General features: G+C 60.9%; 19 protein-coding genes and 1 pseudogene. 9 read left to right on the top strand and 11 right to left on the bottom strand.

The genetic code is table 11. The features are described 5' to 3' along the window. The first annotated feature begins 5 nt into the window (after positions 1-5). The 4 genes from IMCC21224_RS03235 (at position 6) to IMCC21224_RS03220 (ending at position 4,247) form a co-directional block, all read left to right on the top strand. Complete coding sequence (locus tag IMCC21224_RS03235) at positions 6-1,130, top strand: ABC transporter ATP-binding protein (RefSeq protein ID WP_047994126.1); 1,125 nt, start codon at positions 6-8, stop codon at positions 1,128-1,130. Between the two features lie 3 nt (positions 1,131-1,133). Then, positions 1,134-2,024: an ABC transporter permease subunit gene (locus IMCC21224_RS03230; protein WP_047994125.1), complete on the top strand. Its 891-nt coding sequence runs from the start codon at positions 1,134-1,136 to the stop codon at positions 2,022-2,024. Between the two features lie 85 nt (positions 2,025-2,109). Next, positions 2,110-2,928 (top strand): ABC transporter permease, encoded by an 819-nt coding sequence (locus IMCC21224_RS03225; RefSeq protein WP_047994124.1) that lies wholly within the window; start codon positions 2,110-2,112, stop codon positions 2,926-2,928. After that, positions 2,925-4,247, top strand: a complete 1,323-nt coding sequence (locus IMCC21224_RS03220) for an FAD-binding oxidoreductase (protein WP_047994123.1) — start codon at positions 2,925-2,927, stop codon at positions 4,245-4,247. The genes IMCC21224_RS03225 and IMCC21224_RS03220 overlap by 4 nt, the downstream gene beginning before the upstream one ends. A 5-nt stretch (positions 4,248-4,252) precedes the next feature. On the opposite strand, the gene IMCC21224_RS03215 is transcribed toward IMCC21224_RS03220, so the two are convergent. The 6 genes from IMCC21224_RS03215 to ilvD all read right to left on the bottom strand — a co-directional run bounded on the left by IMCC21224_RS03215 (position 4,253) and on the right by ilvD (position 9,025). Further along, positions 4,253-5,167: a DMT family transporter gene (locus IMCC21224_RS03215; RefSeq protein WP_047994122.1), complete on the bottom strand. Its 915-nt coding sequence runs from the start codon at positions 5,165-5,167 to the stop codon at positions 4,253-4,255. 114 nt (positions 5,168-5,281) lie between these two features. Beyond that, complete coding sequence (locus IMCC21224_RS03210; protein ID WP_047994121.1) at positions 5,282-5,659, bottom strand: hypothetical protein; 378 nt, start codon at positions 5,657-5,659, stop codon at positions 5,282-5,284. 16 nt (positions 5,660-5,675) lie between these two features. Continuing rightward, positions 5,676-6,449, bottom strand: coding sequence for a DUF6478 family protein (locus IMCC21224_RS03205; RefSeq protein ID WP_047994120.1), 774 nt, complete (start codon positions 6,447-6,449; stop codon positions 5,676-5,678). 127 nt (positions 6,450-6,576) lie between these two features. Further along, the gene (locus IMCC21224_RS26360; protein ID WP_053078878.1) at positions 6,577-6,873 is read right to left on the bottom strand and encodes a hypothetical protein; all 297 of its coding nucleotides are present in this window, start codon (positions 6,871-6,873) and stop codon (positions 6,577-6,579) included. Between the two features lie 77 nt (positions 6,874-6,950). Next, a complete protein-coding gene (locus tag IMCC21224_RS26355; RefSeq protein ID WP_053078877.1) occupies positions 6,951-7,289 on the bottom strand; it encodes a hypothetical protein in 339 nt (112 codons plus the stop codon). Between the two features lie 2 nt (positions 7,290-7,291). Then, a complete protein-coding gene (gene ilvD / locus IMCC21224_RS03195; RefSeq protein WP_047994119.1) occupies positions 7,292-9,025 on the bottom strand; it encodes a dihydroxy-acid dehydratase in 1,734 nt (577 codons plus the stop codon). A gap of 189 nt (positions 9,026-9,214) precedes the next feature. Between ilvD and accD the strand changes: the two genes are divergently transcribed. Continuing rightward, positions 9,215-10,147 carry an acetyl-CoA carboxylase, carboxyltransferase subunit beta gene (gene accD, locus IMCC21224_RS03190; RefSeq protein ID WP_047994118.1) on the top strand — a complete coding sequence of 311 codons (933 nt, stop codon included), beginning with the start codon at positions 9,215-9,217 and terminating at the stop codon, positions 10,145-10,147. Beyond that, a complete protein-coding gene (locus tag IMCC21224_RS03185; protein WP_047994117.1) occupies positions 10,144-11,421 on the top strand; it encodes a folylpolyglutamate synthase/dihydrofolate synthase family protein in 1,278 nt (425 codons plus the stop codon). The genes accD and IMCC21224_RS03185 overlap by 4 nt, the downstream gene beginning before the upstream one ends. Before the next feature lie 101 nt (positions 11,422-11,522). Here the strand turns inward: IMCC21224_RS03185 and IMCC21224_RS03180 are convergent, their stop codons facing one another. Continuing rightward, positions 11,523-12,761: an MFS transporter gene (locus IMCC21224_RS03180; protein WP_047994116.1), complete on the bottom strand. Its 1,239-nt coding sequence runs from the start codon at positions 12,759-12,761 to the stop codon at positions 11,523-11,525. 146 nt (positions 12,762-12,907) lie between these two features. Here IMCC21224_RS03180 and zapE point away from each other — a divergent pair. The 3 genes and pseudogenes from zapE to IMCC21224_RS03165 all read left to right on the top strand — a co-directional run bounded on the left by zapE (position 12,908) and on the right by IMCC21224_RS03165 (position 16,705). Next, positions 12,908-13,962, top strand: a pseudogene (zapE, locus tag IMCC21224_RS03175) (cell division protein ZapE). Between the two features lie 704 nt (positions 13,963-14,666). Continuing rightward, a complete protein-coding gene (locus tag IMCC21224_RS03170) occupies positions 14,667-15,374 on the top strand; it encodes a YafY family protein (RefSeq protein WP_047994115.1) in 708 nt (235 codons plus the stop codon). A gap of 65 nt (positions 15,375-15,439) precedes the next feature. After that, on the top strand, positions 15,440-16,705 hold the full coding sequence (locus IMCC21224_RS03165; protein ID WP_082135115.1) for a lytic murein transglycosylase: 1,266 nt from the start codon (positions 15,440-15,442) through the stop codon (positions 16,703-16,705). Between the two features lie 25 nt (positions 16,706-16,730). Here the strand turns inward: IMCC21224_RS03165 and IMCC21224_RS03160 are convergent, their stop codons facing one another. From IMCC21224_RS03160 to gpmI, 4 genes are all read right to left on the bottom strand, one after another. Continuing rightward, positions 16,731-17,213 carry an RNA pyrophosphohydrolase gene (locus tag IMCC21224_RS03160; protein WP_047994114.1) on the bottom strand — a complete coding sequence of 161 codons (483 nt, stop codon included), beginning with the start codon at positions 17,211-17,213 and terminating at the stop codon, positions 16,731-16,733. Positions 17,214-17,295: 82 nt separating this feature from the next. Continuing rightward, the gene (locus tag IMCC21224_RS03155; protein WP_047994113.1) at positions 17,296-18,633 is read right to left on the bottom strand and encodes a S41 family peptidase; all 1,338 of its coding nucleotides are present in this window, start codon (positions 18,631-18,633) and stop codon (positions 17,296-17,298) included. A gap of 7 nt (positions 18,634-18,640) precedes the next feature. Further along, entirely contained in the window at positions 18,641-19,762 is a 1,122-nt protein-coding gene (locus IMCC21224_RS03150; RefSeq protein WP_047994112.1) for a murein hydrolase activator EnvC, read from the bottom strand. Then, complete coding sequence (gpmI, locus tag IMCC21224_RS03145) at positions 19,759-21,279, bottom strand: 2,3-bisphosphoglycerate-independent phosphoglycerate mutase (protein WP_047994111.1); 1,521 nt, start codon at positions 21,277-21,279, stop codon at positions 19,759-19,761. The genes IMCC21224_RS03150 and gpmI overlap by 4 nt, the downstream gene beginning before the upstream one ends. Positions 21,280-21,379: the final 100 nt, after the last annotated feature.

The raw sequence follows: 21,379 nt of genomic DNA, 5'->3' as shown, positions 1-21,379 counted from the left end.
GAGTGATGAGCCAAAAGGTATTTGCCCCCTGGGACGATCCCGCCGAAAAACCCCTGATCCAGTTCAAGGGGGTAACCAAACGCTTTGGCGATTTTACCGCCATCAACGACCTTAGCCTCGATATTTTTGAGAAAGAGTTCTTTGCCCTGCTTGGTCCTTCGGGCTGCGGCAAAACGACAATGATGCGGATGCTTGCCGGGTTCGAAAATCCGACCAGCGGCACCATTCTGCTGGCCGGTCAGGACATCGCCCCGATCCCGCCGAACAAACGCGCAGTCAATATGATGTTCCAAAGCTACGCGCTGTTTCCGCATCTGTCGATCTGGGACAACATCGCCTTTGGCCTGCGTCGTGGAAACGCCTCCAAGGACGAGATTTCCGAGCGCGTCGAAGAGATGCTGCGCCTCACCCGGCTGTCGAAATTCGCCAAACGCAAACCTCATCAGATTTCGGGGGGGCAACGGCAGCGCGTCGCCCTCGCCCGGTCACTCGCCAAAGCGCCCAAACTGCTGTTGCTGGACGAACCTTTGGGGGCGCTGGACGCCAAGCTGCGCCAGGACACCCAGTTCGAATTGATGGACATCCAGGAAAAAACCGGCACTACCTTTGTCATCGTCACCCACGATCAGGAAGAGGCGATGACCGTCGCCTCGCGCGTGGCGGTGATGGATGAGGGTCGGTTAATTCAGGTTGCCACGCCATCGGTGATCTACGAAGCGCCGGAATCGGTCTATGTTGCCGACTTTATCGGTGACGTGAACATCATCGAAGGTGCCGCCAGCCAGACCGGTGACAAGGTTGCCATCGCCTGGGCCGAGGGCCAGGCGCCGATTCAGGGCACCACCTCGCATCATTTCACCCCAGGTCAGACCTGCCATTTTGCGATCCGGCCTGAAAAGGTAACTATTTCGACCGAGCGGCCAAACGACGCGGCCAATGTGCTGCCCGGACGGGTGATCGACATCGCCTATCTCGGCAACCTCTCGACGTATCACGTCGAACTGCCCGGCGGCACGATGATGAAGGCGCAAACCGCCAACACCCGCCGCCTGTCCCGCCGCGATATCACCTGGGAGGATGAAGTTTGGCTCTCCTTCACTGACACCGCCGGTGTCCTGTTGGAGCGCTAGGATATGCGCCGCTTTGTTCTGATCGCACTGCCGTATCTGTGGCTGCTGTGCCTGTTCCTGATCCCGTTTCTGATTGTCCTCAAGATTTCGCTGTCGGACACGGCACTGGCGCGCCCACCCTATATGCCACAACTCGATCTTGCCGCCGGGTGGGAGGGCGTCCGCGCCTTTTTCGGCGATCTGGACCTGGAAAATTTCTGGTTCCTCACCACGGATGACCTGTATTGGAAGGCATACCTCAGTTCGCTTCAGATCGCTGCCCTGTCGACGGTCCTGACGCTGATGGTGGGCTATCCGATGGCCTATGCCATGGCGCGCGCCGCGCCCGAATGGCGGCCAACACTGCTGATGCTGGTCATCCTGCCATTCTGGACCTCGTTCCTGATCCGGGTCTACGCATGGATGGGGATTCTGTCGACCGAAGGGCTGTTGAATCAGTTGTTGCTGGGGCTGGGGGTGATTTCAACACCACTGACAATCCTGAATACCGACACGGCGGTCTATATCGGGATCGTCTACACCTATCTGCCCTTCATGATCCTGCCGATCTATTCAGCGCTGGAAAAGCTCGATGAATCGCTGTTAGAGGCGGCCGAGGATCTGGGATGTTCGCGCGCACAGGCGTTCTGGCTGGTGACCATACCGCTGTCAAAGAATGGCATCATCGCTGGCTGTTTCCTGGTCTTCATTCCTGCACTGGGTGAATTTGTGATCCCATCGCTTCTGGGCGGCTCGGGAACATTGATGATCGGCAAAGTGCTGTGGGAAGAATTCTTTTCGAACCGCGACTGGCCGGTGGCGTCGGCGGTCGCGATCATCCTGCTGCTGATCCTGATCATCCCCATCATCCTGTTCCAACGCAACGAACAGAAACAGCGCGAGGCTGAGGGATGAACGCCACCCAAAAATTTGCCAAAAACTTTTACCAAGAGTTTTTTCAAAACTCTTGGTCCCGCCAAGTTCAGATAAAGGCGACACAATGAAACGCTTTTCCTGGTTCAACGCAACGTCTCTGACGCTTGGCTTCGCCTTTCTCTACCTGCCGATGATCATACTCGTGATCTACAGTTTCAACGCCTCTAAACTCGTGACCGTCTGGGCAGGGTTCTCAACACGATGGTACGGTGAACTGTTGCACAATGAGGAATTTCTTGATGCCGCCTGGGTGACAATCAAGGTCGCGGTGTTCAGTTCCACGCTCGCCACCGTCCTTGGCACCATGGCCGCCTATGTGCTGGTACGATCGGGTCGATTTGTCGGGCGCACGCTGTTCTCTGGCATGATCTATGCGCCGCTGGTCATGCCAGAGGTCATCACTGGCCTGTCACTCTTACTGCTCTTTATCGGTATTGGCCTTGATCGCGGTGTCTTTACCATCGTGCTGGCGCACACCACATTTGCGATGTGCTATGTGTCGGTCGTCGTATCTTCACGCCTGACCAGCTTTGACACCTCATTGGAAGAGGCCGCGCTGGATCTGGGCTGCTCGCCGTTTGACGCCTTCCGGCTGGTGACGCTTCCAATCATCGCGCCCGCCGTCGTTTCTGGTTGGTTGCTGGCCTTCACCCTGTCGCTTGATGATCTGGTGATCGCGAGCTTTACAACGGGTCCATCAGCCACCACCCTGCCGATCAAGATCTTTTCGGCTGTCCGGCTTGGTGTCTCACCCGAGATCAACGCACTATCCACCATCATGATTGCCATTGTCACTGTTGGCGTCATCACGGCATCGCTGATCAGCAAACGCGCATCGGTGGCGCAGCAACGCGACGAACAGGCCGCAGCCCGCACGCAATGAAGCGAATCTACGAACCAGCCGCGTATGCATCGCAACAGGGATGTTGGTGGGCAGAGACAACGCCGCAACCCGACTGGCCCGTTCTGCCCGGCAGTACCACGACCGACGTCGCGATTGTGGGCGGAGGATTCACCGGCTTGTCGGCGGCACTGCATCTGGCCAACGCCGGTGTTCAGGTGACATTGCTCGAGGCCGAGACCCCCGGTTTCGGAGCCTCAGGCCGCAATGGCGGATTTTGCTGCCTGGGTGGTGCCAAGGCCCCGCGCGCCCTATTGCGCCGCCGGTTCGGCGATGCCGGTCTGGCAGAATGGCACATGGCCGAGCGCGCAGCGGTTGATCTGGTCGCCGATCTGCTGAGTACACACAACATCGACGCGGACACCCATTCGAATGGCGAAACCATCCTTGCCCACACCCCCCGCGCCATGGCCGGATTGCGGGCCGAGGCGGATCAGATCGCGCAAGATTTCGGTGTGACGCCAACGCTTATCAAAGCCAAGGATCTGCGCGCATATGGGCTGGGCGGGACATTCCACGGTGGTCTGACCATTCCAATCGGATTCGCCCTCAACCCGCGCAAATATCACTCGGGAGTCGCCGCTGCCGCGCAAAAGGCTGGCGCCGCGCTGCACGCCCAGAGTGCCGTGAAAGCGTTGCGTCAGGACGGGGATCGAACCATCCTGACAACACCGCAAGGCAACGTTTCGGCCCGTCGCGTCATTCTTGCCACCAACGGCTATTCCTCAGAGGATGTGCCAGATTGGCTGCGCAGTCGTACCCTGCCAGTGCAATCCAGCGTGCTTGTCACCCGACCGTTGGAACCGGCCGAACAAGAGGCCCAAGGCTGGACATCGGATCAAATGGCCTATGACACACGCACCCTGCTGCATTATTTTCGTCGACTGCCCGACAATCGGTTCCTGTTCGGCATGCGCGGCGGATTGCGCGCCACGCCACGGGCCGAGGCCGCGATCCGCCGCCGTATCCGTGTAGAATTCAATGCCATGTTTCCCGCCTGGTCCAAAATCGAGATCACGCACGACTGGTCGGGGTTGGTTTGCCTGATGGCCAATCTAACACCCTTTGCCGGACCGGTGCCCGCGCTTCCGGGTGTCTTTGCCGGGCTGGGATATCATGGCAACGGCGTGGCCATGGCGACGCTGACCGGGCGTATTCTGGCCGATCTGGTCCGGGGGCAAGACCCCAAATCACCCTACCCGATGGCAATGCAGGCGCCGCCGGGACGATTCCCGCTGGGACGCTACCGGCGTCTACTTCTGGCGCCAGCCTATGTCGCTGCGGGCCTTCTGGATCGTTAACCGGGTCAGCCCTGCGGCGTCAGTCCGGCACGGGCCTTGCCGCGCTTTAGCCCCAGCTGCCGTTCGCGCCAAATGATCAACACACCCGCCAAAATCACCACCGCCGCGCCCAGCAGCATCGACCGGGTCGGCACCTCGGCAAAGACCACATAGCCAATCAAAAGCGCAAAAAGCATCGACGCGTAGTCAAACGGCGCAAGAACCGCCGCTTCGGATTCGCGGTAGGCCGAGGTCAGCATGATCTGCGCCAGACCGCCGATCAGACCTGCCGAGATCAGCATCGCGGCTTCGCCCGGCGTGGGCAGCACCCAGCCAAACGGTATGGTTATGAGTGACAGTCCCGTCGCCGTCAGCGAAAAGAAGAACACGATGGCCGATGTCTGTTCCGTCGCCACAAGCCGCCGGATCTGGATCTGCGCCAGCGCCCGCAGCACGCTGGAAAACAGGATCAAAGCGACACCGATTTGCGCGGCGGTGTTCACCTCGTCAAGTGTCAGACGCGGCCAAAGGATGATCAGCACCCCGACGAGTCCGATCCCGACCGCCGTCAACCGGAAAAGCCGCAACCGTTCGCCCAGCAGAACGGCAGCAAACAGCACTGTCAGCAGCGGCGCGGCATAGCCGATGGCCGTCACCTCGGGCAGCGGCAGCAACGCCAGCGCGGCAAAGCTGGTACCCATCGCCGACACCCCGATCACACCGCGCAAGAAATGCCCAACCGGATTCTGAACCCGCAACCCGGTGCTCAGATCATGGCGCATCAACAACCAGAACAAGATCACCGGCATGGCAAAGAACGAGCGAAAAAACACCGCCTCACCGGCTGGAATACGGTCCGAGGAGGCCTTGATCAGCGACGCCATGATGATGAACAAGAAAACGGATGTCAGCTTTAGGCTGATGCCACGCAGCGGGGACATGGGGGCTCCTTGAGAGGGATGCGCGCACCCTGCACCGCGCGCCCGAAATGGTCAATGTCTACGACCAATTGCACAATATCGCGCGGAACGTGGCGCACCATGTGAAAGCGGAGTCTATCCCGCCTCGTTGCAATGGCGCCGAAAGGCCCGCTTCAACATGTCCAGTTCGGCGCGCAGCAGATCGACCTCGGGCCGCAGATCATCGGCCAACCCTTCACCTGACAGCAATGTGAAACTGTTCAGAACCACGTCGGATGCAGCGTCCCGGATCACAAAGATCTGCGCACCATCACCGATTGCTTCTGTCGGTACGGGAACCTCGACCAACCAGCGTCCTGCCTCAGGGGTGCGGTTCACAATCACACCGTGCAACGGCTTATCCAGAAGGGTGACTGTGATTTCAGGCGGCTCGCAGGGAGCGTCCGCTGCCGCCAAAAGCCCCTGCCAGACACCTTCTTGAAACCGTGTCTTGGTCAGTGTGAAACCTGTCATCGCCCTGCTCCCCTAGTCATAGCGCGGCACGCAGTCTGCGGCTGAACGTCAGATCCCGCAACACCACCTGATTCATCTGCGGTGCCTCAAAAATCAGATCGAGCCACATCCGGTCGGCGCGTTTCTCGTTCAGCTTGCTATAGGCCAGATCAAATTCCACCTGATTTTCGGCCGCATTCAATGCCAGTTCGCGCACAATCTGTTCGGTATTCGGGCCGTGCCGGATGTTGAGCCTGGCAAATACCTTGAGCGGCGCTTCCATCTCGACAATTGTCTCGATCCGGATCAAATGTTGGCGTCGCAGATCCAGCGACGCCGCCATAGGCAGATCCACAGACAGCGACAGATACGATCCGTCAAAATGGAACACATCCATGCACAGTCCATAGGCCGCCTGGTCTGCCGCGCGCGCGTTGCGTATCTGGCGCAGCGTCAGTTCGCAAAACCCGCAATCGTGGAACAGCGTCACCTCGTCACCAAGCCGAGATTTTGATGGAACCGGGGACAGGCCCTGCTGCGCCAGTGGTGCGCACCAAAGCTCTGGCCGCCACGCCCAGTCGACGCCGTGCGGCTGCGAAACCGATGGGGTGCCGATGAGTGGCTGTGCGAGGCGCGTATCGGCCAAGTGGATCAGTTTGTCGAGATGGACCCTAAGCTGGCGCGCCGTGTCGCGCTGGTTCACGAGGTCAGGCAAATCCGTTGACTCGGCATCATGCGCGGCCCGTGCCCAACGGCGCAACGCCCCCTGCCGCATCAACCGTTCGATCATACCATCGCTTTGCCGCGTCATCCGTGCCTGTCTTTCCCAGTGAACCGCCTGTCGCCAAGGTCGACGACATTGTCTGGCGCCCGACCTCGTCTTGGCAAGGGATTAGTGTCACAAAAGTCTTTGCCCCAGCAAACCGCGCTATCGCCGATTATCCGCCCGGTGACCTGGATTTGCCCCCTGGGCTTTCAGACAGGATTCGGGAATGCACTTGTTGCAACATCGCGCCACCCGCGTCCCCAGTCAGCCCGCTGCCCTGCGGCGCATAAAGAGCCAGCGCGACCAGCCGGTTCCCCAGAACAAAGGCCCCGCGCCAGAATTTCGGATCTCCACCCTCAAACACGTCCGCGCCCCCCTCGGCCAACAGCGCCAGGCTTAGACCGTCACTCTCACTCCCGGACAGAAGCGGCGCATCAGACACCGCAGCAAGGGTCTGCGGCTCGGGCACATCCGTGCCTGTACCACGCGCACCAACCGTCACGGTGATCAGAACTGGGGGAACCGGGGGGCCGGCCTCGCCCCCGCTCAGAATCCGGCAACTGGCCAGAACCGCAAAACCACGCCCCCCCGCGCCTGCAACGTCGCCGGGTCGATGCAATAGCCCGTCGGACCACTGAGCACGACCGCACCGCCGGCAAGTTTCACCCTGACGAAGGGAACCGCGCCTTTGTGACTTTCCCCTTGGGCGTCGGCTTCGGGGTTTTTGGGTGAAAACAGGCCGCCCAGAAACCCCTTGGCGGGTGCGGCGGCCTGTACCACAGCAGTCGGGGCCGCCGCTTTGGGAGCCCCACTGTCGGGCACCGGAGAACAGCCCGCCATCCCGAGCAGGACAACCGCCGCCAAAGCAGGGCCCGCCCAGCGCATGGTCAGAGGTCCATGTAGACGTGCTTTTCCGCCTTGCCGCCGGGATGCGTGACTGCGCCCTTGTAAGTCTCTCCGACGAGCTGCGCGTATTTCCACAGGGCACCGCTGGCATAGATCGTATCGCGCGGTCCGGCCCAGGACGCCTTGCGCGCCTCAAGCTCTTCCTCGCTCAGATCAACTGAAAGGTTACCTTTGACCGCGTCAATGGTGATGACATCGCCGTTTTTCAGCAGGGCAATCGGCCCGCAATGCGCCGCCTCGGGACCGACATGGCCCACACAGAACCCGCGTGTCGCGCCGGAAAAGCGCCCGTCGGTGATCAGAGCAACCTTTTTGCCGACACCCTGACCCGACAATGCCGCCGTCGTGGCCAGCATCTCGCGCATGCCAGGACCGCCCGCAGGGCCCTCGTTGCGGATCACCAGAACTTCGCCTTCTTTGTACTGCCGCGCCTTTACGGCCTCAAAGGCGTCTTCCTCACATTCAAAGACACGCGCCGGGCCGGTAAAGACCTGCTCCTCCGCGCTCATGCCTGCGACCTTGACGATGGCCCCAGCCGGGGCAAGGTTGCCCTTCAGGCCCACAACACCGCCGGTTTTGCTGATCGGCGCGCTGACAGAATAGATTACCTTGCCGTCAGCCTCACGCGTGATCAGGTCCAGTTCTTCGCCGATGGAATTCCCCGAGGCGGTCATGCAATCCTCGTGCAGCAGTCCGGCCTTGCGCAATTCCTTCATCACGACCGGCACACCGCCCGCCTCGTACAGATCCTTGGCAACATAGGCGCCACCTGGTTTGAGATCGACGAAATAGGGCGTGTCGCGGAAGATCTCGCAGACTTCGTCAAGGTAGAAATCAATCCCGGCCTCATGCGCGATCGCCGGCAGATGTAGCCCGGCATTGGTCGACCCACCGGTGCAGGCCACAACCCGCGCAGCGTTCTCAAGGCTCTTGAGCGTCACGACGTCGCGCGCCCGGATGTTCTTTTCGATCAGATCCATCACGGCGCGGCCCGATGCCTCGCCATATTGATCACGGCTTTCATAAGGTGCCGGTGCACCCGATGAGTTCATCAGCGCCAGACCAATCGCCTCGGAAACGCAGGCCATGGTGTTGGCGGTAAACTGACCACCACAGGCTCCGGCACTCGGGCAGGCGACACGCTCCAGCTCTTCGAGTTCCTCATCCGAGAAATTGCCAGCCTGATGCTTGCCCACGGCTTCAAAGACATCCTGTACCGTCAGGTCCTTACCATGCAACCGCCCCGGCAGGATCGACCCACCATAGATAAAGACCGATGGCACGTTGAGTCGCACCATGGCCATCATCATGCCTGGCAGGGATTTATCGCACCCGGCAAGACCCACGATGGCGTCGTAGCAATGACCGCGCATGGTCAGTTCGACCGTATCGGCAATCGCCTCGCGGCTGGCGAGGCTGGAGCGCATGCCCTCGTGACCCATGGCAATACCGTCCGTCACGGTGATGGTAGTAAATTCACGCGGGGTGCCAAAGGCCTGCTTGACCCCCATTTTAACTGCCTGCGCCTGCCGGTTGAGCGAAATATTACAGGGCGCGGCCTCGTTCCAGCAGGTGGCGACACCGACCAAAGGCTGATGAATCTCGGCCTCGGACATGCCCATTGCGTAGTAATATGACCGGTGCGGCGCGCGGGCCGGACCCTCGGTCACATGGCGGCTGGGCAATTTGGATTTGTCGAACGGACGCTTGAGCATGGCCTGCCCTCCCTGAAAATCGGTTGTGCCCCCCGGAATACCCAAGCCCCCCCGTCACCACAAGTCGGATATCACACTGCCTGCGCCACCAGCGTGGCCCCTGGTGCGACCAGACCGCCTTGCCTGCATTGCATTTCCTACGACACCCGCTTAAGTCAGCCATATTCTGGCGACCCGGGAAAGAACGGCATGAACTGGATCACGAACTACGTCCGCCCCCGCATCAACTCGATTTTCTCGCGCCGCGAAGTGCCCGAGAACCTCTGGTCGAAATGCGATGAATGCGGCACGATGTTGTTTCACCGCGAACTCAGCGACAATCTCTGGGTTTGTTCGAACTGCGCGCACCACATGGCGATCACCCCGCGCGAACGGTTCCTCGCCCTGTTCGACGGCGGCGTTTTTCACGATGTCGCCGTGCCCGAACCGCTGGCCGATCCGCTACAGTTCCGCGATCAAAAGAAATATCCTGACCGGTTGCGTGCCGCGCAGAAATCCACGGCCGAAAAAGAGGCGATGCTGGTCGTCACGGGCGACATGGGGCGCACGCCCATCGTTGCGGCCGCGCAGGATTTTTCGTTCATGGCAGGCTCAATGGGCATGTATGTGGGCAACGCCATCGTCAAGGCCGCGCAAGAGGCGGTTCGGCTCAAGCGTCCGCTCATCCTCTTTTCCGCCGCTGGTGGTGCCCGGATGCAGGAGGGTATCCTGAGCCTTATGCAAATGCCCCGCTCGACCGTCGCGATCCAGATGCTGCGCGAAGCAAACCTGCCCTATATCGTCGTATTGACCCATCCGACCACTGGTGGCGTCACCGCCTCTTACGCCATGCTGGGGGACGTCCAGATTGCCGAGCCGAATGCGCTGATCTGCTTTGCCGGTCCCCGCGTGATTGAGCAGACGATCCGCGAAAAGCTGCCCGAGGGGTTCCAGCGCGCCGAATATCTACTGGAACACGGCATGCTGGACCGGGTCACCGACCGGCGCAAAATGCGGGACGAGTTGATCTCGATCATTCGGATGCTGATGCGACTGCCACCGCCAATTGCCGGTGATCTGCCTGCACCCACCGACAATGACGCCGACGAGGCGAAAGTGTCGGTTGCTCCAGCGCAAAAATGACGGTGTTTTCTTCGGACCACATCCTGAACCGGATGATGGCGCTGCACCCCAAGATCATTGATCTTACGCTAGACCGCGTCTGGCGTCTGCTTGAGGCGCTGGATCACCCGGAACAAAAACTGCCGCCAGTCATCCACATCGCCGGAACCAATGGCAAGGGATCGACACAGGCGATGATCCGCGCCGGGCTCGAGGCGATGGATCTGCGTGTCCACGCCTATACCTCGCCGCATCTGACACGGTTTCACGAACGCATCCGCCTGGCCGGGACTCTGATTGCCGAGCCCGACCTAGCGCATGTACTGGACGAATGTTACGCCGCCAACGGGTCCGACCCGATCACCTATTTCGAAATCACGACCTGCGCAGCACTTTTGGCCTTTGTCCGCACACCCGCGGACTACACGCTGCTTGAGGTCGGTCTTGGTGGTCGGCTCGATGCCACCAACGTTGTTGCCAAACCCGCGCTGACCATCATTACCCCGGTGTCGATGGATCATGAAAGCTATCTTGGCGACACCGTATCCAAGATCGCCTTTGAAAAGGCGGGGATCCTCAAGCGCGGCGTACCCTGCGTCGTCGGTCCGCAAACTGACGACGGCATGGCGGTGATCGAGGCGCAGGCTGCCCGACTTGGTGTGCCGCTTTTGGCGCATGGCCAGCATTGGCATGCCTGTGAGGAACGCGGGCGGCTGATCTATCAGGACGAAACCGGGTTGCTGGACCTGCCCCTGCCCAACTTACCCGGCGCGCATCAATACATGAACGCGGGCGCGGCACTGGCGGCACTGCGCCATCTTGGCGCGCCCGAGGAAGCCTGCGAAGCCGCTGTAACCCACGCAGACTGGCCCGCCCGTATGCAGCGGCTGCGCACAGGTGCTCTGGCGGATCTGGCACCGCAAGCGGAACTCTGGCTTGACGGCGGTCACAACCCCGCCGCAGGCGACGCGCTGGCCGCACATCTGGCACAGTTGCCTGCCCGCCCCACGTATCTGATCTGTGGCATGCTCAACACCAAGGACGTGCGCGGCTATCTGTCCCCGCTTGCCCATGTTGCGGACAGCCTGACCGCGGTTTCGATCCCCGGCGAAGCTGCGACTCTGCCAGCCGAAGAAACCGCCCGGATTGCGCAAGAGGCTGGCTTTGCCGCCGAAACGGCCAAGTCCGTGCGTGACGCGCTGAGCACGATCAACGCGCGCGCCCCACGCGCGCGGGTGCTGATCTGCGGATCGCTCTATCTGGCTGGCCATGTCCTACGCGAAAATGGTGCATAGCCCCTGTCGGCGGCACCGCAATCGGCCACAGACTGGCAATGATGCGATTGTCACATGCCTAATGCGCGCTTGGCTCATCTCAGCTTTGCGCGCCGAACCTCTCAGGCTGGCGCGGCCACAGCTGTCGGGCGCTCGCGGATGGGCAGATGCACGATGGCACTAAGCGCCCCGACACCAACACCGATCCACCACACCGCGCCATACCCGCCGGTCGCATCGTAGAGCCGTCCACCCAGCCACACGCCCATAAAGCTGCCCAATTGATGCGAGAAAAACACGATCCCATACAGCGTGGCGAGATAGCGCAGACCAAAGATCTGCCCGACCAGTCCAGCCGTTAGCGGCACAGTGGCCAGCCAGAGCGCGCCCATCACGGTCGAAAACACGATCACTGAAGCCGGTGTGATCGGCAGCAGGATAAACAGCGCACCGGCAATCGTCCGCGCAGTATAAATACCGGCAAGCAGGTATTTCTTGGAATACCGCTGACCCAGCCAACCGGCCGTCAGCGTTCCGACGATATTTGACAACCCGATGAGCGAGATCGACACCGCGCCAAGCGCTGATGTGGTCGTGATGCCCAGCCCGTGCAGGATGCCGCCGGGCGCGATCGGGCCACACAGCTCGGTCACGAATGCCGGGAAATGCGCGGTGATAAAGCCCAGCTGGTAACCACAGCTGAAAAAGCCGATAAAGATCAACGCATAGCTTGGGCTTTTGGCGGCGCGGCCCAAGATTTGGGTCAGGGTCTCCTCAAGTTCGGCCCGGCTGGCTTGGGGCGCACGCATCATCGGCAACGCAGCCATGGCCAGCAGAATCGCCGCAGCAAAGACAATAAACACCGATTGCCAGGTCATGAAACCCAGCATCCATTCCGCCAGCGGCGCACCGAACACCTGCCCGCCACTGCCCGCAGCGGTCGCAATTGCCAGACTCATCGACCGGTTTTCATCTGAACTGGCGCGCCCCACGATGGCGAGGATGATACCAAAGCCCGTGCCAGCAATGCCGAACCCGACAAGGATCTCGTAGAATTGATGCCCTTCGGGGGTGACGGCGCTGGACGAAAGGACAAGGCCAGCGGCATAGAACAGCGCACCCAGAAAGATTGCCTTGCGATCACCGATCTTTTCCGCAATTGCACCGAAAATCGGTTGCCCCACCCCCCAGGCCAAATTCTGAATCGCGATGGCCAGGCTGAATTCAGTCCGCAACCAACCGAATTCTTCGGCAATCGGGATTTGAAACACCCCAAAGCTGGCGCGAATGGCAAAGGATACCAGGATGATCGCGCATCCCATGATCAGGACAGGCGTGAACAATGGCGTGCGGGTCTGCATCCGGGGGCTCCTTTTGTCAGGAGTAGGTTGTTTCGCAATCGCCATGTGGCGTCAATTCGGAATTGGTGGGGTATCACATCAGGGAAATTGATGAATAGCGCGCCGCGGCGCTACACAATGACGTGCGGGCGCGGTATCCCATGCGCATGAGCACTGTTCAGAAAGAATACGAGGCACGCGTCGCCAGCGGCGCGCTGGCGCGCGACCCCGCGCAAGAGGCCGCTTTGCCCGCGTTCGAGAGAATCCGCTCGGCGCTGGCCCAGCCGGTCAAAAAGGGGCTGTTTCGCAAGGCCCCGCCCCCCCCAAGGGGCTTTACCTTTGGGGGGGGGTCGGGCGCGGCAAGTCGATGCTGATGGATCTGTTCGTTGAAACCCTGAACGTGCCCGCCCGGCGGGTGCATTTCCACGCCTTTATGCAAGAGGTGCACGCCCAGATGCATCAGGAGCGCCAGAAAGGCACCGAGGATGTGATCAAACCGGTTGCCAAACGGGTGGCTGAATCTGTTCGACTGCTCGCCTTCGACGAGATGCAAATCACTGATATCACTGATGCAATGATCGTCGGACGCCTATTCGAGCAGCTGTTTTCGGTTGGCTGTGTTGTTGTCACAACCTCAAACAGGGTGCCGGACGAACTGTACAAGAACGGGTTGAACCGGCAGCTGTTCCTGCCATTCATCGAACTGGTCAAAGAGCGGCTGGAGGTACGCGAACTGGCCTCGCCCAAGGATCACCGGCAGGACAGACTTGCCGGTGCGCAGGTCTATTTCACCCCCGCCAATGCCGAGGCGCGGGCCGAAATCGGGCGCGTCTGGCAGGCGCTGTCAGACGGGCACGCGGAACCGTTGGTGTTGCATGTACAGGGTCGCGAAGTGGAGCTGCCGCAATTTTCCAACGGCGTGGCACGGGCGCAGTTCTTTGACCTTTGCGGTCGGGCGCTGGGTCCGGCGGATTATCTCAAGCTGGCGGAAACCGTGCGGGTGCTGATCATCGAGAATGTCCCCCAACTTGGGCGACAGAATTTCAACGAAGCCAAACGGTTCGTGACACTGATCGACGCGCTGTACGAGGCGCGCGTTCGACTGATCGTAAGCGCGGCGGCAGATCCGGAAATGCTGTATGTCGAAGGGGTGGGCGCGTTTGAGTTCGACCGTACCGCCAGCCGATTGCGCGAAATGCAAAGTGACGGCTGGGGGCGCTGATCGCCCAGAGCATAACCGCCGCAAAAAGAGGGGTCCCGAAGGACCCCAGATGGCTGCTCGTTTTTGTGGCGTTCTGCCTGTTTACCGTATCGGCCGGTGCTTGGCACCGGGGTGCCAGTGGGGTTTCATCTGTGCCGATAACGGCTGAGATGACCGGAATAGGTGCGTCGAAAAAAGCTTGATATGCGGACTTCCACTTTTATAGACAGCACAAGCACGCTGCGTCAACATATAGTGATGCCCCCAACCTGTAGGAATGCAAATAGACATCCGCAGTAGAACTTGCGGTCGGATTTTCTAAGTCTGACAGCGACAATCGCAGCAGACATGGCGACGCCGACACGTGCTATCTTCATAAAGATCGGCAAGCGCATCATCGACCACCTGCCGGATCTTGCGCAGCGAATGGGGCCGGAATGCAATCCTCAGGATCAAGCTCGCTGAACCGGGACCCTCTGGTTTCATCTGCTTCACGCATCTTCCCCCTCCGGACTCCTGCCGAGGAGGAACCAGGTTGTCAAATCGTTGCCCAGATCGAACAATCCAGCACCCTGCTTTGAGGTGGAACTGGCTAATTGAGGGTTCATCCCGTCCCGGACCAACTGTGTGCAGCGTCATCATCGGTGCCACTCCTTTCGAAATCTGACGCTGAGGATACGCTCGTACTGTCAGAAACCGTCAGGATGAGGCATCATAGTCCAACCATGGCCCGTACCGAACGACTCTTTCAACTGATGCAGGCGCTGCGGCGTTTACCTGCCCCGGCCACGGCTTTGGCTCTGGCGATGGAAACCGGGGTGTCCGAACGGACGCTCTATCGGGATATCGACACTTTGCGCGCGCTGGGGGCGGTGATCGACGGCGCGGCGGGGTTTGGCTACACGCTGATCGAGGACGCGCACCTGCCGCCGCTCGGCTTTGACGACGAAGAAATCGAGGCCCTGGTGCTGGGCCTGCGCGAGGTTCAGGCCGTTGGTGACGCTGCGCTGACCGAAGCCGCCACGAGCGCCATGTCAAAACTGCGCGCGCGCCTTCCTGCGCGGCAGGCCCATCGGCTGCGCCACGCCGTGCTGCACGCTCACCGCTTTGTCCCACCCGCCGCGCCGAATATTGACGTGCGCACCCTGCGGCGCGCCGCCTGGGACGAAGAACAAGTGGCCTTTGGCTACAGTGATGCCGCAGCCAGCAAGACCCAGCGCGAGGTGCAGCCGCTTTCGATCACCCTGTTCGAGGCCAGTCATTGCCTGATGGCATTTTGTCTCTTGCGTCAGGATTTCCGCGCCTTTCGGCTAGACCGGATGTCCGATCTGAAGCTGACGGGGCGCAGTTTTCGACCCCAGCGGATTCCGCTGCTTCGCACCTATATGGACAGTATTTCAGCGATGGCGGGTTCTTGCGACCCACCTGGTTGAGAGCTTTCGACACAGGCGGAATCGGGGTAAGCTGCGGAAAACAGGTAAAGCAGCAGGTCACTGATATGGTATTTCGCTTTGTCGCCGCGGCTGTGGCCGCGTCCCTGATGTATTCCGGCACCAGTGGCGCCGACACGGTCGAGACCTCAACCCGGCCACTGCCCCGGCCCAGCGCGGAAACCACCACACCCGTTGTCCCGGTGGCCGTTCCGAACCCCGGTTTTGACGCCTGGGTGCGTGGTTTCCGGGGTCGCGCGCTGGACGCTGGCGTCAGTGCCACGGTCTTTGATCGCGCCTTCCGAACCGCCAGATACAACCCCGAGGTGGTCGAACGTGATCGCAACCAATCGGAATTTACCCGGTCGATCTGGGACTATCTTGACCGCGCCGCATCCGAATCCCGTGTCACCGGTGGCAAGGATGCGCTGCGTCTGTACCGCGCCGTTCTCGATCGCATCGAAGCAAAATATGGCGTCGAAAAAGAGGTCGTCGTCGCGATCTGGGGCATGGAATCGGCCTATGGATCATTCCGGGGTGACCTGCCGATCATCGGCTCTCTCGCGACGCTGGCCTATGACGGACGGCGCGGCACATTCTTTGAACAGCAGTTGGTTGCTGCGCTCAAGATTCTGCAAAACGGCGATACCACGCCGGAAAACATGACCGGCAGTTGGGCCGGTGCCATGGGGCACACCCAGTTCATCCCCACCTCGTTCGAGGCGCTGGCGGTGGATTTCACCGGCGACGGACGACGCGATATCTGGTCGGATGATCCTACCGATGCGCTTGCCTCGACTGCCGCGTATCTGGCGCGGTACAAATGGCAACAGGGGCAGCCCTGGGGCGTCGAGGTGAAGTTGCCGGACGGGTTTGACTATGCCCAGGCCCGACGCGACAACGTCAGGCTTCCCAGTGAATGGGCGAAAGACGGGATTGTCGACATGGACGGCAAGCCGGTGGCCGATCACGGCGCCGCGTCGGTCCTTTTGCCCGCCGGGGCGCGGGGGGCGGCGTTTCTGATCTTTTCCAACTTTTCGGTGATTGCGCGATACAACGCGGCTGATGCCTATGTCATCGGTGTCGGGCATTTGTCCGATCGTATTCGGGGCGGCGAAGCGATCCGTGCCGAGTGGCCGCGCGACGACCCCGCACTTAATTTTGATGACCGCCAAACATTGCAGAGTCTTCTGACCGCAAGAGGATTCGACACCAAGGGTGTGGATGGTCGGATCGGGCCTAACAGCATCGCAGCAGTGCGGGCGTTTCAGAAATCCGAAGGTGTCGCGCCCGACGGCTACGCATCGCAATCACTGCTGGCGCGGTTACGCTAGGTCGTAGCGCCGCTTTGCCAAAGCCTCAGAGATGTGGAGCAAAGCTGTCCAGAACGCGGGTGTAAACCTCGCGTTTGAAGGGCACGATATTGGCCACCAGATCGGTCGGTGGCAGCCAGCGCCATTCGGAAAATTCCGCGTGATCAGTGGCGATGTTGACCTGATTATCCTGACCCTGAAACCGCAGCAGGAACCATTTCTGTTCCTGCCCGCGATAGCGCCCCTTCCAGATTCGGGGCACAATATCATGTGGCAGATCGTAAGGAATCCAGTCTGAGGTCTCGGCCTCGACCGTGACAAGACCCGCGACTATGCCGGTTTCTTCCCACAGTTCGCGCAAGGCGGCATCGCGGGGCGCCTCGCCTTTTTCGACGCCACCCTGCGGCATTTGCCAGGCCGGGGTGTCGTTGTCGATCCGCTGACCGACAAACACATGTCCATCGGCATTCAGCAGCATCACACCGACGCATTTACGGTAGGGCAGTTTGGCGATTTCCTGGGGCGTCATCTGTCGCAGCCTTTTGGTGTCGTCGCGGCGTGAAAATGCGGTCGGGGCAGCAACATTTCTGCGGCCGCCCCGAAGTGCAGGTTTACTCTTTCGGACCCAGTGCCGACAGACCTTTGAGAATGTCGATGGCATAAGCCATCTGGTAATCCTCTTCGCGCAGGGCGGCGGCGGCTTCGACCTTGGCGCGATCTTCCTCGATCTGGCGGATCTCGTCGTCGGTCAGGCTGTCGTTGTTCAGGCTTCCGCGCAGATCGGCCTCGGACCGGGTGGCGGGGGTTGTGCCGGGCTCTTCCTCTTCCGAGGCGAGCTTGGCGCGCGGCTGCTGCACAACGATATCGGGCGACACGCCAAGGTTCTGGATCGACCGGCCAGACGGGGTGTAATACCGCGCCGTGGTCAGGCGCATAGCACCGTCACCGCGCAGTGGCATCACCGTCTGGACCGACCCTTTGCCGAAACTCTTGGTGCCGACAACGATCGCGCGGCGATGATCCTGCAACGCGCCTGCTACAATCTCGGATGCCGAGGCAGAGCCGCCGTTGATCAGCACCACAATCGGCTTGCCCATGGCAAGATCGCCGCTTGTGGCGTTGTAGCGGTCGCCATCAGCCGGGTTGCGGCCACGGGTCGAAACGATCTCGCCTTTTTCAAGGAAGGTATCCGAGACTTTGATCGCCTGCGTCAGCAGACCGCCGGGATTGTTGCGCAGATCCAGAACAAAGCCGTTGACGTTATCCATGCCGCCGGCGGCCTCGACTTGCTCCTCCAGCCCGGAAATCAGGTTCGGTGTGGTCTGATCGTTAAAGGTGGTGACGCGCAGAACCACCGTCTCGCCCTCAAGCCGGGTGCGCACTGCCGTCAGTTTGATAGTGTCACGGATGATCGACACGTCGAACGGTTCGGGCTGATCCTCACGGACCACGGTGATGATGATTTCGGACCCGACCGGGCCACGCATCAGATCCACGGCATCGTCCAGCGTCAGGCCCAGAACCGATTCTCCATCGACATGGGTGATGAAATCGCCCGCCTCGATCCCCGCCTCATCCGCCGGGGTGCCATCGATCGGCGAAACAACTTTGACAAAGCCCTCTTCCTGCGTGACTTCGATTCCCAGACCGCCGAACTCGCCACGGGTCTGCACCCGCATGTTGGTGGCATCGTCGGGCGACAGATAGCTGGAATGCGGATCAAGCGAGGTGAGCATACCATTGATCGCCGCCTCGATCAGTTCGCCTTCGTCCACCTCTTCGACATATTGGGCGCGAATCCGCTCAAAGATATCGCCGAACAGGTCGAGCTGTTCGTAAACACTGGTGGTGCGCGTGCTTTCCTGCGCCAGAAGTGGTCCCACAAGCTGGGTGGTCGCGAGAATCCCGGCCAGCGTGCCACCCACGGCGGCCATGACGAATTTCTTCATGCTAGTATTATCCCTTGTCGGTTGAGAACCACGTCAGCGGGTCCACGGACGTATCACCCTGTCTGACCTCTATATAGAGCGTTTCCGGTCGGACAGTTCCAGCCCTATCACGGACAGGTGACAGGATATCGCCGGTTTCCGCCTCGTCCCCCCCCATCAGTCCGACCGGCGACCCCGCCGGAAGCACCTCGCCGATCTCGCCAAAGGCGGTGTCCATGCCCGCCAGAACGAACAGCAAATCAGTCTGCGGTTCCAGAATTGTGACCAGACCATAGTCCAGCAACGGCCCGCGATACCGGATTGTCGCCGAAGTCGGCGTGGTCACCAACGCGCGGGGCCGGGTGGCAAGGACGATGCCCGGACGTTCCACACCGGCGGCATCCGCCTGCCCGGCGCGGCGCAGGATCTGGCCCGCGACCGGGAGCGCCAGCTGGCCCTTGCGCGAGTCTATAGAAGGGAGCGAGCCGTCGGCCTCATCAGTCGCCATCTGGCTCAGCCCGCTGGCAAACCCTTCGAGGGTTTCAGTCCCGGCAATCAGGATCGCGGTGCGCACCGGATCTTCGGTAAAACGGCGGGGCAGGTTGGTGCGGTCGGCCAGCGCCTGGCTAAGTTCGGTCCGCGCGTCCTGCACACCGCTCAGCCCCTCTTGCAGGGTACGCACCGCATCCTCCTGCAATTTTCGCAGGGTCGTGATTTCGTCCAGATCCGCGCGCAGATCGCTGGCCTGTTGCGCGAGGCCCGGCGTGACCGCCGCGACCAGCATACCGGCCCGCGCCGTACCCAGCGGACCCGAAGGATGCAACAGCGTTTCGGGCACCTGCGCCCGGCCAAGGCTTTGGAGCACACCCAAAAGCTGCGCCACCTCAGTCTCGCGGCTGCGCAGATCGCGGGTCAGTTCGGTTTCGCGGATCGCTACGTCGCGCAACCCGTCGCGCATCGCGCCCAACCCGCTTTCGTAGGCGCGCACCGTTTCGGTCAGCGCCCGAACCCGGTCGCGCGCCGAATCCGCCGCGTCCAGCCTGATTGAGGCTGCCTCAAGCTGATCGGCTGCCGCACGCGCGGCTTCGGCCGGGCTTTGCGCCAGCGTCGGACTGGCGAGCAGGGTCAACAGGGCGGCGACGCGTATCATGGTTTAAGCAGGCTAACTCCGGTCATTTCCGCGGGCAGTTCCAGCCCCATCAATGCCAGAAGCGTCGGCGCCAGATCCGCCAACCGCCCGTTGCGCAGCTTGGCCTTTTTCGGCCCGCCGAACAGCACCACGGGCACCGGGTTCAGCGTATGCGCTGTGTGCGGTCCGCCAGTTTCGGGATCCACCATGGTTTCGCAATTGCCGTGATCCGCTGTGACAATCATCGCGCCACCCGCAGCACGAACCGCCTCTAACACCCGGCCCAGCCCGGCATCGACGGTTTCGCAGGCCTTGATCGCGGCCTTGAGATCGCCGGTATGCCCAACCATGTCGGGGTTGGCATAGTTTGTCACGATCAGATCGTAGCCCTTTTCTACAGCCGCAACAAAGGCTTGCGTCACATCTTCGGCGGACATCTCGGGCTGCATGTCATAGGTCGCTACCTTTGGCGATTTCGGCATCAGCCGGTCCTCGTGCGGTTCTGGCGCTTCCTTACCGCCATTGAGGAAAAAGGTCACATGCGGATATTTTTCAGTTTCGGCCAGGCGGAATTGCGTCTTGCCTTGCTTTGCCACCCATTCGCCCAACGTGTTGTGCAGTTCCCGTTTTGGAAACACCGTGGCCATATAGCCCGCGTGGGCATCCGAATACGCCACCATCCCCAGAAGTGAGGCCAGCGGCGGTTTTGGCCCACGGTCGAAGCCGTCAAAGTCGGGCGCGCCGATGGCCGCCAGAATTTCGCGCGCACGATCCGCGCGAAAGTTGAGACAGAAAAGGCCGTCGCCCTCGCGGATACCATCATAGCCGTCGATCACTGTAGCCGGGATAAATTCATCCGTCTTGTCAGCGGCATACGACTGTTTTACCGCGTCTCGGGCAGTGTCGGCGTGATCACCCTTGCCGTTGACGATGGCATCATAGGCGGTCTGCACCCGTTCCCACCGGTTATCGCGGTCCAGCGCATAGTACCGCCCGATCACCGTCGCGATGCCGACATTCTGCGGTAGACGTTTTTGCAGCTTGGCAATAAAGCCGTCCGCCGATTTAGGGGCCACGTCGCGCCCATCAGTGATCGCATGGATCAGCACCGGCACGCCGGTCTGGCTAATCGCCTTGGCCGCCGCAAAGATGTGGTTCAGGTGTCCATGCACCCCGCCATCACTGACCACGCCCATCAGATGCGCGGTGCCGTTGCTGTCCTGCAGGGTCTGGATCATCTCAAGAATGGCCGGGTTCTTGAAAAACGACCCGTCTTCGATCGCCAGATCAATCTGCCCCAGATCCATCGCCACCACCCGGCCCGCGCCGATATTAGTGTGGCCAACTTCGGAATTGCCCATCTGCCCGGTCGGCAGACCGACATCCGGTCCATGGGTGATCAACTGCGCATGCGGGCAGTTGGCCATCAGCCAGTCCATCGTCGGTGTCCGCGCCAGCGCCGGTGCATTGGCGGTCGTGTCCTCGCGCAGCCCCCACCCATCAAGGATGGTGAGGACTACGGGTCTGGGGGTGGTCATGTGAAGCGCCCTTTGGGGTATGAGGGGTTTGGGCGCGGTCTAGCAGAGGTTACAGGAGATGTCTAAGAGGACATTCGCCCCCTTCGCCGTGATATCGTCA

Source organism: Puniceibacterium sp. IMCC21224 (genome assembly GCF_001038505.1).
In the GTDB taxonomy this organism is placed as follows: domain Bacteria; phylum Pseudomonadota; class Alphaproteobacteria; order Rhodobacterales; family Rhodobacteraceae; genus Puniceibacterium.
Note: the sequence above shows the minus strand (reverse complement) of the source record. Positions and strands in the feature narration are given on the sequence as shown.

Excerpts from the sequence above, each read along its gene's own strand:
- IMCC21224_RS03165 (WP_082135115.1), top strand. The coding sequence starts at position 15,440 with ATGGTATTTCGCTTTGTCGCCGCGGCTGTGGCCGCGTCCCTGATGTAT.
- IMCC21224_RS03150 (WP_047994112.1), bottom strand. The coding sequence starts at position 19,762 with ATGATACGCGTCGCCGCCCTGTTGACCCTGCTCGCCAGTCCGACGCTG.
- IMCC21224_RS03225 (WP_047994124.1), top strand. The coding sequence starts at position 2,110 with ATGAAACGCTTTTCCTGGTTCAACGCAACGTCTCTGACGCTTGGCTTC.
- IMCC21224_RS03230 (WP_047994125.1), top strand. The coding sequence starts at position 1,134 with ATGCGCCGCTTTGTTCTGATCGCACTGCCGTATCTGTGGCTGCTGTGC.
- IMCC21224_RS03210 (WP_047994121.1), bottom strand. The coding sequence starts at position 5,659 with ATGACAGGTTTCACACTGACCAAGACACGGTTTCAAGAAGGTGTCTGG.
- ilvD (WP_047994119.1), bottom strand. The coding sequence starts at position 9,025 with ATGCTCAAGCGTCCGTTCGACAAATCCAAATTGCCCAGCCGCCATGTG.
- IMCC21224_RS26355 (WP_053078877.1), bottom strand. The coding sequence starts at position 7,289 with ATGCGCTGGGCGGGCCCTGCTTTGGCGGCGGTTGTCCTGCTCGGGATG.
- IMCC21224_RS03160 (WP_047994114.1), bottom strand. The coding sequence starts at position 17,213 with ATGACGCCCCAGGAAATCGCCAAACTGCCCTACCGTAAATGCGTCGGT.
- IMCC21224_RS03235 (WP_047994126.1), top strand. The coding sequence starts at position 6 with ATGAGCCAAAAGGTATTTGCCCCCTGGGACGATCCCGCCGAAAAACCC.
- IMCC21224_RS03205 (WP_047994120.1), bottom strand. The coding sequence starts at position 6,449 with ATGACGCGGCAAAGCGATGGTATGATCGAACGGTTGATGCGGCAGGGG.
- IMCC21224_RS03220 (WP_047994123.1), top strand. The coding sequence starts at position 2,925 with ATGAAGCGAATCTACGAACCAGCCGCGTATGCATCGCAACAGGGATGT.
- IMCC21224_RS03215 (WP_047994122.1), bottom strand. The coding sequence starts at position 5,167 with ATGTCCCCGCTGCGTGGCATCAGCCTAAAGCTGACATCCGTTTTCTTG.
- accD (WP_047994118.1), top strand. The coding sequence starts at position 9,215 with ATGAACTGGATCACGAACTACGTCCGCCCCCGCATCAACTCGATTTTC.
- IMCC21224_RS03180 (WP_047994116.1), bottom strand. The coding sequence starts at position 12,761 with ATGCAGACCCGCACGCCATTGTTCACGCCTGTCCTGATCATGGGATGC.
- IMCC21224_RS03185 (WP_047994117.1), top strand. The coding sequence starts at position 10,144 with ATGACGGTGTTTTCTTCGGACCACATCCTGAACCGGATGATGGCGCTG.
- IMCC21224_RS03170 (WP_047994115.1), top strand. The coding sequence starts at position 14,667 with ATGGCCCGTACCGAACGACTCTTTCAACTGATGCAGGCGCTGCGGCGT.
- gpmI (WP_047994111.1), bottom strand. The coding sequence starts at position 21,279 with ATGACCACCCCCAGACCCGTAGTCCTCACCATCCTTGATGGGTGGGGG.
- IMCC21224_RS03155 (WP_047994113.1), bottom strand. The coding sequence starts at position 18,633 with ATGAAGAAATTCGTCATGGCCGCCGTGGGTGGCACGCTGGCCGGGATT.